This window comes from Streptomyces sp. NPDC001157 (assembly GCF_053598255.1).
Genome location: NZ_JBSFJW010000039.1, coordinates 72,547 through 82,564, shown reverse-complemented (window position 1 = coordinate 82,564; position 10,018 = coordinate 72,547). Strand labels below are relative to the sequence as shown.

Annotated in this window: 15 protein-coding genes and 1 pseudogene; 9 read left to right on the top strand and 7 right to left on the bottom strand. The window is 68.3% G+C overall.

All coding sequences use genetic code 11. The features are described from left to right. From ACWDAG_RS40320 to ACWDAG_RS40300, 5 genes are all read left to right on the top strand, one after another. Window positions 1-192, top strand: a 192-nt coding sequence (locus tag ACWDAG_RS40320) for a carboxyl transferase domain-containing protein (protein ID WP_450700532.1), incomplete at its 5' end; no start/stop codon positions are given. A 72-nt stretch (window positions 193-264) separates the two neighbouring features. Beyond that, window positions 265-849: an NADPH-dependent FMN reductase gene (locus ACWDAG_RS40315; RefSeq protein ID WP_450700531.1), complete on the top strand. Its 585-nt coding sequence runs from the start codon at window positions 265-267 to the stop codon at window positions 847-849. A gap of 103 nt (window positions 850-952) precedes the next feature. After that, window positions 953-1,135: a hypothetical protein gene (locus ACWDAG_RS40310; RefSeq protein ID WP_450700530.1), complete on the top strand. Its 183-nt coding sequence runs from the start codon at window positions 953-955 to the stop codon at window positions 1,133-1,135. Then, window positions 1,135-2,361 carry an MFS transporter gene (locus ACWDAG_RS40305; protein ID WP_450700529.1) on the top strand — a complete coding sequence of 409 codons (1,227 nt, stop codon included), beginning with the start codon at window positions 1,135-1,137 and terminating at the stop codon, window positions 2,359-2,361. The genes ACWDAG_RS40310 and ACWDAG_RS40305 overlap by 1 nt, the downstream gene beginning before the upstream one ends. Before the next feature lie 8 nt (window positions 2,362-2,369). Continuing rightward, on the top strand, window positions 2,370-3,278 hold the full coding sequence (locus ACWDAG_RS40300) for an alpha/beta hydrolase (protein WP_450700528.1): 909 nt from the start codon (window positions 2,370-2,372) through the stop codon (window positions 3,276-3,278). A gap of 16 nt (window positions 3,279-3,294) precedes the next feature. Here ACWDAG_RS40300 and ACWDAG_RS40295 read toward each other — a convergent pair whose 3' ends face one another. Together ACWDAG_RS40295 and ACWDAG_RS40290 are read right to left on the bottom strand one after the other, a co-directional pair. Beyond that, a complete protein-coding gene (locus ACWDAG_RS40295; RefSeq protein WP_450700527.1) occupies window positions 3,295-3,957 on the bottom strand; it encodes a response regulator transcription factor in 663 nt (220 codons plus the stop codon). 98 nt (window positions 3,958-4,055) lie between these two features. Further along, entirely contained in the window at window positions 4,056-4,712 is a 657-nt protein-coding gene (locus ACWDAG_RS40290; RefSeq protein WP_450700526.1) for a response regulator transcription factor, read from the bottom strand. An 862-nt stretch (window positions 4,713-5,574) separates the two neighbouring features. Between ACWDAG_RS40290 and ACWDAG_RS40285 the strand changes: the two genes are divergently transcribed. Both ACWDAG_RS40285 and ACWDAG_RS40280 read left to right on the top strand, forming a co-directional pair. Beyond that, window positions 5,575-6,096: a hypothetical protein gene (locus tag ACWDAG_RS40285; RefSeq protein WP_450700525.1), complete on the top strand. Its 522-nt coding sequence runs from the start codon at window positions 5,575-5,577 to the stop codon at window positions 6,094-6,096. Beyond that, window positions 6,093-6,329 (top strand): hypothetical protein, encoded by a 237-nt coding sequence (locus tag ACWDAG_RS40280; RefSeq protein ID WP_450700524.1) that lies wholly within the window; start codon window positions 6,093-6,095, stop codon window positions 6,327-6,329. Before ACWDAG_RS40285 ends, ACWDAG_RS40280 begins: the two co-directional genes overlap by 4 nt. 204 nt (window positions 6,330-6,533) lie before the next feature. On the opposite strand, the pseudogene ACWDAG_RS40275 reads toward ACWDAG_RS40280, so the two are convergent. Continuing rightward, window positions 6,534-6,669, bottom strand: a pseudogene (locus tag ACWDAG_RS40275) (IS256 family transposase); the annotation flags it as partial. A 4-nt stretch (window positions 6,670-6,673) separates the two neighbouring features. On the opposite strand from ACWDAG_RS40275, the gene ACWDAG_RS40270 reads away from it, so the two are divergent. Beyond that, window positions 6,674-7,255, top strand: coding sequence for a class I SAM-dependent methyltransferase (locus tag ACWDAG_RS40270; RefSeq protein WP_450700523.1), 582 nt, complete (start codon window positions 6,674-6,676; stop codon window positions 7,253-7,255). 7 nt (window positions 7,256-7,262) lie between these two features. Here ACWDAG_RS40270 and ACWDAG_RS40265 read toward each other — a convergent pair whose 3' ends face one another. The 3 genes from ACWDAG_RS40265 to ACWDAG_RS40255 form a co-directional block, all read right to left on the bottom strand. After that, entirely contained in the window at window positions 7,263-7,706 is a 444-nt protein-coding gene (locus ACWDAG_RS40265; protein WP_450700522.1) for an OsmC family protein, read from the bottom strand. A 10-nt stretch (window positions 7,707-7,716) separates the two neighbouring features. Further along, window positions 7,717-7,890, bottom strand: a complete 174-nt coding sequence (locus ACWDAG_RS40260) for a hypothetical protein (RefSeq protein ID WP_450700521.1) — start codon at window positions 7,888-7,890, stop codon at window positions 7,717-7,719. Between the two features lie 155 nt (window positions 7,891-8,045). Then, window positions 8,046-8,843 carry a siderophore-interacting protein gene (locus ACWDAG_RS40255; protein WP_450700520.1) on the bottom strand — a complete coding sequence of 266 codons (798 nt, stop codon included), beginning with the start codon at window positions 8,841-8,843 and terminating at the stop codon, window positions 8,046-8,048. Between the two features lie 214 nt (window positions 8,844-9,057). On the opposite strand from ACWDAG_RS40255, the gene ACWDAG_RS40250 reads away from it, so the two are divergent. Further along, complete coding sequence (locus ACWDAG_RS40250) at window positions 9,058-9,813, top strand: AraC family transcriptional regulator (protein ID WP_450700519.1); 756 nt, start codon at window positions 9,058-9,060, stop codon at window positions 9,811-9,813. 46 nt (window positions 9,814-9,859) lie between these two features. On the opposite strand, the gene ACWDAG_RS40245 is transcribed toward ACWDAG_RS40250, so the two are convergent. Beyond that, entirely contained in the window at window positions 9,860-9,988 is a 129-nt protein-coding gene (locus tag ACWDAG_RS40245; protein WP_450700518.1) for a hypothetical protein, read from the bottom strand. Window positions 9,989-10,018: the final 30 nt, after the last annotated feature.

Below are 10,018 nucleotides of genomic sequence, written 5' to 3'. Positions count from 1 at the left end.
GCCATGCGGGCCCGCATGGTCAAGGAGTACAAGTCCGAGCTGATGCACCCCTACTACGCGGCCGAGCGCGGCCTGGTCGACGACGTCATCGACCCTCGCGACACCCGCGAAGTGCTGGCCGCAGCGCTGGCCATGCTTCGCGGCAAGCACGCCGACCTGCCCTCCCGCAAGCACGGCAACCCCCCGCAGTGAGCAATTGACTTGAAGTTCGGTTCAACTTCTACGTTCGTCGACGTACGCCCTCACTCGTAAGGAGACTCATCCATGTCCGCCACCCCATTGCGGATCGTCGTGATCAGCAGCAGTGTCCGGGAGGGCCGGTTCGGTCCCACCGTCGCCAACTGGATCACCTCGCTGGCCAAGGAACGCGAGGATATGCAGGTCGATCTGATGGACCTCGCCGAGCACCCGCTGCCGCACTCGCTGTCCTCCGGCCCCGGTGAGGAGGTGGCCGCCGAACTGGTGAAGGTCTCACCACGGCTGGCTGAGGCCGAGGCGTTCATCGTGGTGACTCCCGAGTACAACCACAGCTTCCCCGCCTCGCTCAAGACCCTGATCGACTGGCACAACACGCAGTGGCAGGCCAAGCCTGTCGGCTTCGTCTCCTATGGCGGGTTGTCCGGTGGTCTGCGTTCGGTGGAGCAACTGCGTCAGGTCTTCGCCGAATTGCACGCGGTGACGGTCCGTGACTCGGTGAGCTTCCACAATTGCTGGGGGCAGTTCGACGAGACCGGCGCCCTCAAGGAGCCGGAGGCGGCGACCCTCGCCGCCAAGACTCTGCTGGATCAGCTCACCTGGTGGGGCAAGGCGTTGTCCGAGGCCCGGTCGAGGACTCCGTACGGAAGCTGACCGCGGCTCGCCGGATCCCCGTGGGGTGTGCCCGGGGCCGCCGGGCACACCCGCCGCCGTACGCCCCCGTCGACCGTCGTACGCCCTGCGAAGGAGATCTGCCATGACCATCGACCAGACGACGCATCAGCCCGTGCGCCGCCCCTCCGAGGCCGCGGTCCCGTCCGCCGAGGACTCCGAACCCGTCGCGCTGACGGCTCCCGTGCCGCGGGCGGTTCCCGTCCAGCCGGCCGGGGAGGACGAGACCGACGGGGCGGAACCACATATCGTCCGGGGCATCGACTGATGCCCCGAGGGCGCTCCGTTCTCTTCGTACTCCTGGCCGGCTCCACCCTCACCGTCATGGCCGGTACGGTCCTCAGTCCCGTGCTGCCCCTCATCCGCCGCGAACTCCGGTTGGGCGGCACGGCGGCCGGGCTCCTGCTCACGGCGCACGGCCTGGCGCTCGCCGTGGCCAGCCCGCTGGCCGGGTGGCTGCTGGACCGTTACGGCATCCGCCGTCCCCTGGTCGCCGGACTGCTGCTGTACGGCGTGGCCGGCGGCTCGGGTCTGTTCATCGACTCCTACGGCGTGCTCTTCGCCGCGCGGCTGGCCTTCGGGGTCGGCGCGGCGGCGGTCTTCTCCGGCACCACGCTCGCTCTGCTGACCCTCTATCAGGGGCCCGAGCGGGACCGCGCGATGGGCCGGCGCTCCACGGCCATCAGCCTCGGGGGCATCCTGTGGCCTCTGCTGGGCGGGGCGCTCGGCACGATCTCCTGGCACGGTCCCTTCGCCGTCCATCTGATCGGCCTCCCGCTCGCCCTCGGCGTACTGCTCCTGCTGCCCGCCGACACAGGCTCCCGGACGGCGGGCGGCGGAACCGCGTTCACCCTGTTGCGCCTGCGGCCCCGGCTGCTGGGCCTGTACGCGATCTCGTTCACCAGCTCGCTCCTGTTGTATGTGCTCTCCGTGTTCCTGCCGCAGCGACTGGCCCAGGCCGGCATCGACGAGCCGGCGCTCATCGCCCCTTACACCGCGGCCAGTTCGCTGGCCGCGAGTGCGGCGGGGTTGGCGTACGCCAAGGCCAGGGCGTATCTGGGGTACGCCGCGTTCCTGCGCGTCGCCGGGGCCTGCTGGACGCTGGGGCTCCTGGTCGCCGGGACGGCCACCCGTCCGGCAGCGCTGCTGGCCGCGCCCGCGCTGTTCGGCCTGGGCATGGGCATGTCCGTACCGGCCATGACCGTGCTGATCAACCGCACAGCTCCGCCTCATCTGAAGGGGCAGGCAACGGCCTTGTCGGGCACGGCCGCGTTCTCCGGGCAGTTCCTGTCCCCGGTGTTCTTCGGCCCTTTGGTCGCGGCCACCTCGCTCGCCCACGGACTGCTCGCGGCGGCGGGCCTCGCGGCCGTCGTCCTGCTGGCCGTGCTGGTCCTGCCCCTCCCGGTCCCCGACGCCGACGAGGCGGTCCCCTCCCCCGCAGCCGGCGCGCACCGGCCCTCCCGGACCGATCCGACCGGGACGCGACACCCGTAGGAGTACCGATGCCTGTCGAATGCGCCAACTCCCTGCCTGCCCCGGCCGTCGAGAACGTACGGGAGATCGTCCTCGACGGCGGCCACTGCCCGCTGTCGGCCCTGCTGGCGCTGCCGCGCGACGCGCCGCCCCGGGCGGTCGTCGTCGCCCTCCACGGGGGCGGGATGCGCGCCGCGTACTTCCATGGCATGGCCCATCCGAGCCTGTCCCTGCTCAGGCTCGGGGCGTCCCTGGGGTTTGCGGTGCTGGCCGTCGACCGTCCTGGTTACGGGCTCTCGGCCACCGCGGTCCCCCGGGGGGAGAGCCTGGCCGAGCAGGCCGGAACGCTCAGCACCGCCCTCGGGGACTTCACCGCGCGCCAAGACACTGGGGCGGGGCTGTTCCTGGTCGGTCACTCCTACGGCGGCAAGGCCGCCCTCGCTGTCGCGGCCCACGGGGGCGAGGCGGACGGTCCTGTCCTGGGCCTCGATGTGTCGGGGGTCAGCCACCGGTACGCGATCGACGTCAACGGTCTCGGCGGCTTCCACGGCCGTCGCACGACACGGCTGCACTGGGGACCGCTGCGGCTCTACCCGCCGAACACATTCCGCCTGGCGGAAGGGCTCGTCACCACCATGCCGGAGAGAGAGGAGGCAGAAGCCTCACTCTGGCCCGAACTCTTTCCCGGCATCGCGGGCCGGGTACGGGTACCCGTGCGCTTCACCTATGCCGAGTACGAACGGTGGTGGCTCCACGACGAGGCCACGCTCGACGAGATGACGGGGCTTCTCTCCGCACCCCGGGTGGTCGTCGACCGCCTGCCCCACGCCGGCCACAACATCAGCCTGGGGTGGGCGGCACGGGCGTACCACCTGCGAGCGCTCGCCTTCCTGGAGGAGTGCCTGTCCGGTCGGGAACAGTCCCCGGGCGGGGCTTAGCCGTGCACCGCGCCGGTCAGGCGTCGGCGGCGAAGCGGAAGCCGACGCCGTGCACGGTGGTGATCCAGCGACTGCCGCCCAACTTGCCGCGCAGACTGCTGACATGGGTGTCGATGGTGCGTCCGGTGCTGTTCCATCTGTCCCCCCAGACCTTCTTCATGAGTTCCTGGCGGGACACCACCGCGCCTGGGCGCGAGGCGAGCAGCTGGAGGAGGTCGAACTCCTTGTCGGTCAAGCGGACGGACCGGCCGCCCAGCACGACCTCACGCGTGTCGAGTTCGATGCGCAGCGGACCGAACGACAACTCTCCGGTGTTGTGGGCCTGCAGCCTCACCCGCCGCATGACCGCGTCCATCCTGGCCGTCAGTTCCCGGAAACCGTACGGCTTGTCCAGGCAGTCGTCGGCCCCCGCCCGCAGTACGAGAGTCCGGGTGACCTCGGAGTGGTGCCGCGAGGTCCCGATCACCGGGATGTCCGAGACGGCTCTGATGCGCCGACAGGCCTCCACTCCGTCCATGTCGGCAAGATCGAGGTCGAGCAGGACGAGATCGAATTCGGTCAACACGCGCAGGGCATCCTCGACGGCGGAAAGACTCACCGCCCGGTGACCGCACCTCCTGAGCCCGCGGGCCAGGCAGGCGGCAAGCTTCTTGTCGCTTTCTAACAGAAGAATGTCCAAGGCTAACCTCCGAGAGAGAGTGACAACGTTCGACTCTTTTCACCATCGCCAGTGAGTCAAACGATGTGCACTGTTAACAACGGAGGATGCGACGAAGATCACTCCTTGCGCCCTCTCCCAAACACGAATCCGGCGCCACGTACTGCCACGATCCAGTCACGTGAACCGAGTTTGCGGCGAATGCTGCTCACATGACTGTCGAGGGTCCTGCCCGTACTTGGCTGAATGTCGCGCCACACTTCCTGGAGGATCTGCCGACGCGGTATCACCTCGTGAGGACGGCAGGCGAGAAGTGCGAGCAGGTCGAATTCCTTCCGGGTGAGCGGCACAACCCGGTCATGGAGGCGCACTTCCCGCGACTCCAGATCGATCCGCAGCGGACCGCTTTCGACGGTCTTCGGCGGCTGTCCGGTCAGCGAGCCATGGAGCCGACGGGTGACGGCCTCGATGCGTGCCGTCAGTTCATGCAGACCAAAGGGTCTGACCAGGCAGTCGTCCGCGCCTGCCTGTAGGGCCAGGACCCGGTCGAGTTCCTCGGTGCGGACGGTGACACACACGACGGGCAGATCACTCAGGTCCCTGATGCCCCGGCAGACGTGCAGGCCGTCACGATCCGTTATGTCCAGATCGAGCAGGACGAGGTCGACCTGGGCGAGATCACGCAGGGCGTCCGCGCCGGCGCGGACGACCTCGACGGTGAACCCGTTCCGGGTCAAGGGGGCTTCGAGGGCCGCAATCCTGGCGTCGGCCGTCACAAGACGTATGTGCAAGGGGGTCACTCTCCCTCGGGGGCAGGCATCGGTCTCGCCAGATGCGGGACACGCGCCCACGCCCATAGGACCTTTCGGGACAGCTTCGGGCGGCAGTGGTACGGCCGGATCCTCTGGCCGGCGGCGCCACCGACCGGTGCTCCGCCCGGGGGCGGCGGAGCACGACTACGGATGATGGCGGTCACAACGGATCACCAAGGGCGAACGAGGCACCCGGCGGCGCGAGAGCAAGGGCTTCCATGGCGGACACCGGCGGGAAGGGCGAGTCCTTCGCGGTGCGCTGAGACGACGTCGAAGAGGACGTGTCGCGGGGCCGCGGCCGGAAAAGGGCACACTTCGACTGCCCGAAGAAGCGTGACACCCCACTCACTCACTGTCAACACGCGCCCATCCCGCCACTCCGGGTGACGGGAGCCGCCTGGCAAGTGCCAGGGGCAAGCGGCAACTGCAACGCAAAACGACAATATATGACTGCTTCGCGATATTTCCCCTCTCTGCCAGGCTTGACGAACTCCTTGAGGCTTCATCAAAATTGACCCCGGTAACCGCTTCCATGCTCTGCCCCTAAGGAGCACTTCAAGGTGGACCCCTCACCCACCCCATTAAACGTCTGTTAAATCAGGGTCAAATATCTCTTCACCGTGCGACAGCCATCTTCCTGCCGGCCGCAGCGCGATTCTTTTTTGTAATTCATGAACATGTCTCCGGGGCCGGAGGGAGAACGGTCGTGCCCTCATCCAGGAAATTACCTCCACCTCTCCACATATCCCTCGGCGCATCTCCCGAAAGCGTCCATGAACCGGGCTGCCTCCAAACAGAGCGCCTGCGCGTCGCTCTGTGCAAAGCCGTGAATTTCCACCACGAGAGCGAGTACGAACTGACGTCGTCCGCGCATGGGCTGCGGGAACGCGTCAGCGGCAGCAGACCGACGGGCATCACCCTCGACGAGTCCGTGCTCGCCCTGCGGTCGCGGATCACCGAGCTGCTCACCTCGTGGGCCCGGCTGGTCATAGAGGAGCGCGGAGTGGCCGCGCCCCGGAACTGCAGCGTTCCGGGCCTGGCCGAATTCCTCTGCCGCCACCTCTCCTGGCTGACGGGGCATCCGGCGGGACCGGACTTCGACCGGGAGGTCACCGCGCTGATGCGCTCCTGCCACTCACTGCGCGAAGAGACCAGGCCGACACTCCGGGAGCTGGGCGGCTGCCCGGAGCCCGGCTGCTCCGGAAAGTTGTATGCGGCACTGCATCCAACCGAAAGCGCCCCAGGACGGCCCGGTTCAAGCGTTGTGTGCGACCAGGGGCATGCCTTCGCGCCACACGACTGGCTGCTGCTCGCCGGTCCGCGGCAGTCTGCCGGGATCCGGCCGTGACCACCGGAGGAGGCAAGCGCACCGTACCGACCGAACTGGCGGCCCTGGCCATGGGGGTCTCGTCGGCGACCATCCGGAAGTGGGCCAGTCGAGGAAAGATCACCCGTCTTGGCAGCGCACAGCGCGCGGAGTACGACCTCGACGAGTTGTACAGGTTGCGACAGACCCGGCACCCCGAAGCCCCGAGCCGGGCCCGGACGGTCGATGACGCAGCGGATTCCGACCCGGACTGAAGAGGGCCGGTGCGGTCACGTGAGCTGTTCGCGTAGACATGCAGTGCAGGATCGGAGTTGACGTGTGGTCGGCCGGCCACGAGGGCGGTGGGCACGGTCTCGTTGCCGTTGCCTGCCGCCCTTACCACACGGCACTTGCAAGCCCAGCCACCAGAAGACGACCGGCCGGTCGTCGGTCGCGGCGGGTCGCTGCAGCACCTCAGCTCGGATGGCGGGGAACACCTCGGCCAGTGCCTGCCCGGAAGCCAAGGGCGCCGTCCCCGAGCATCGGGGCCGGGGCGCGCATGCGGCGACGGGCGCAGTCACGCATCAAGCCGGCTCACGATTCGGCGGATTCGCGCTACATGAACGGGCAACACACCGCCATGCGCGAGGAGATCCTCGGCTACTACGCGCAGGGCAAGGAGGACGTCCGGCTCGGGGAGGGCGGAGCCCCGGCCGGGCGGCTGGAGTTCTGGCGTACGCAGGACGTGATGCGGCGACTGCTGCCCGCGCACGTGCTGGACGTCGGCAGCGGCAGCGGGGTGCACGCGGAGTGGCTCGCGCAGGACGGGTACCAGGTCGAACTGATCGACCCTGTACCGTTGCATGTCGAGCAGGCCGCCCGGATCCCCGGAGCCACCGCCCGCCTCGGGAACGCCCGTGAACCGCCTGCCCCCAACGCCGCCTACGACGCGGTGCTGATGCTCGGCCCGCCGATGGTCGCGGCCGCCATCAACCGGTACGCGCAACTGCACGACCTCCTCCGCGAGGAGCGCTGCTTCGTCCAGCACATCAAGCCGGCGGACTCCGACCCGTACATGGGCGCCGTCGTGAACGTCTACGGTTACGGCTTGTTCGGCAAGCACCCCAAGAATCTGCGCAGGGCCACCGTCCGCGTTGACCGGCGTATGAGCCGTGCCGGTCACGTCGTCGTAGACACGTAAGGTGTGGTCAGGCCTCCTCGACCGTCGCCGTGACGGGTGTGCCGGTCTCGACCGTGCGGCTGACCGTGCAGAGCCGGTCGTGGGAGGTCTTGACGGCGCGGGGAAGAATCGCACGGGCCCGGTCCGCGCCCTCGCCGTCCGGGAAGGCGACGGAGAAGGTGACCTGCAGATCGGTCATCCGGTTGCCGAGCTCGTCATTGATCTTGTTGCCGGTCACCGCGACGGAGAACCTGGTCGGCTCCGCGTGGCGGCTGGTGGCGATGTCGACGTCGACCGCCGTGCAGCCACCGAGCGCGGCGAGCAGCAACTCGACCGGGGAGAATTCGTCCTCCCCCTCGGGTTCGGAACCGGTCCCGAAACTGATCGTGCCGCCACGGGCGTTCGTCGCGACGAAGTGACCGGTGCTGGTTCGCTCGACGGTGACGGAGCGCAGGGAGTCTTCGGAAGCCATGGCGATGACACTATGCGCTCTGCGGGGTGTGCGGCGAAGTGCTGGAGTGGGCGGCGAGTTCGCGGGCCCGCTCTTCGTTCCGGACGCCGTGCATCATGAAGTAGATCGGGCCTGTGTAGGCGTCCAGCTCGACGTCGCGGTTGTGTACCAGGCGGGTGATCGCGGCCCGGAGGGCGTCGTTCACGGCGTCGTCGACGGTGTGGCTGGGGCCGGCGGTGAGCGTGTCTGCCTGACGGTCCAGCGTCGGCGCTTTTCGGATTCCAAGGCGATGAAGACGGCCTGTTGTGGGGTGAAAAGGGCGGTCCACGCGGGCGGCCTCGATCGAATGCACCCCGGTCGTCATCCCGGAGTCGCCCTGCCGTGCCGCCAGTAACCGACGAAAGCGATGTCGGACTTGTCGACGCCGCGCTCATGGACGAGGTGCCGCCGCAGTGTCGTGGGCAGGTGGTTCTCACCCGCCACGAAGGTGGCGAAGCGCCCTGTCGGCAGGGCGGCCTTCATCACGGTGTCGAGCGCGTAGCGCCCCGGAAGTCCGGGGCGGCCGTCGCGCGGAAGCCAGTGCACGCTGACGTTCTGTGGCGTGTTCAACTTCTGGATGTCCGCGCTGCTGGGTACCTCGAGGAACACTTCGCTGGGCAACGCGCCCTCGTCGGAGTCCAGGATGGACAGGATGGCCGGTACCGCGGTCTCGTCCCCTACGAGCAGTTGCCATTCCATGCCATGGGGCGGGCTGTAGTTGGCTCCCTCGTCGATGATGCCGACCGGTTCCCCGGGGCGGGCACCCCGCGCCCAGATGGAGGCGGGACTGTCCCCTTCGTGGAGCACGAACTCGATGTCCAGTTCGTTGCGGTCAGGCCAGAAGTGCCGGACCGTGTAGAAACGGACGTAGGGGCGTGCCGCCTTGCCCGTCATCATGTACTGCGCCATCCATGTGGCGTCGGACCGGGAGGGCAGCCAGAGCCGGCCCTGGCCGGGTCGCCGGAACAGGAGCCTGAATGCCTGGTCGACTCCGATCGGCCGGAAGTCCTTGAGGTCCTCTCCGCCCACGGTCACCAGCAGGAAGTTTCCGGGCCTCCACTCCTTGCGCACGACTTCGACCGACAGCACCCGACGGCTGACGGGCTTGATCCGGTTCATGGTGAGGTCCTCTTCCCATGCGTCGACGCCGCAACGCGAGGTGGGTACGCACCACGCCTTGGGCATAAAGTTAGGCATGCCTAACCGTAGAATGGGGCTTGTGCGCATGGTGGCCATGCGATACCCCGGAACGGCCGGACCGTGATCGGAGCACGGGGCGAACGGGAAGGCTGGGCCAGGACGGGACGGATCGGCGGATGGAGAGATGAGCGGCATGGCTCAGGTGACAGCTCTGGGCGAGGGAGCCGCCTCGCCGATCCTGAGCATCGATCACCAGCATGCGCATCCGCCCCTCCAGGTGGCACCCCATACCCATTCGGAGCCGATGCTGCTGTGGGCGTCGACCACTTCCGTCACCCTGCGCACGGTCTCGCACGACTGGCTGGTGCCTCCGGGGCACGGCCTGTGGATTCCCGGCCGTGTCGAGCACACGGGGACGACACGGCATGCCGGTGAACTGTGCGTCATCCGGTTCATGGCCACGCGCTGCCCCATCGACTGGGCGCAGCCCACCGGCGTCGCCGTCGGGCCGCTGCTTCGTGAGCTCATCCGATACCTGCGGGCCGAGCCGGACGCGGCGAACCGCCGGCATGCCGAAGCTCTCCTCTTCGAAGTCCTCCGGCCGCTGCCGACCCACTCGATCCAGGTGCCCATGCCCGCCGAACCGCGCTTGCGTACGATCACCGAGCGACTCATTGACTCGCCCGGAGATCAGCGAGAACTGGCGATGTGGGCGGCGGAGGTGCACAGCGGGGTGCGTACTCTGTCACGGCTCTTCCTCGCCGAGACAGGGCTGACCTTCTCGCAGTGGAGGACTCGGGTCCGTGTCCGTGCCGCAGTAGGCCATCTGGCGACCGGTGCGTCCGTCAAGGCCACCGCGCGTGCTGTGGGATACCGAAAGCCCAGCGCCTTCATCGCCGCCTTTCAGCGCGTGACCGGGCAGACGCCCGGTACCTACGGGGTCGAGTAGGAGCCATGCGTGGAGTGCGGTTTGGTGTCACAAGGCGCCTGCGTGCTCACCTGCCCGGTTGGATGAGGTCGAGTACATGGTCGGGGTGTGACTTGTAGTAGTCGGTGGCGTGGGCGGTGTTGGTCCAGCCGGTGAGGCGGGCCAGGGCGATCGCTCCCTCCCGCCGAAACACCACCCCTACACCTGACCAGCGGAAACGAACCCG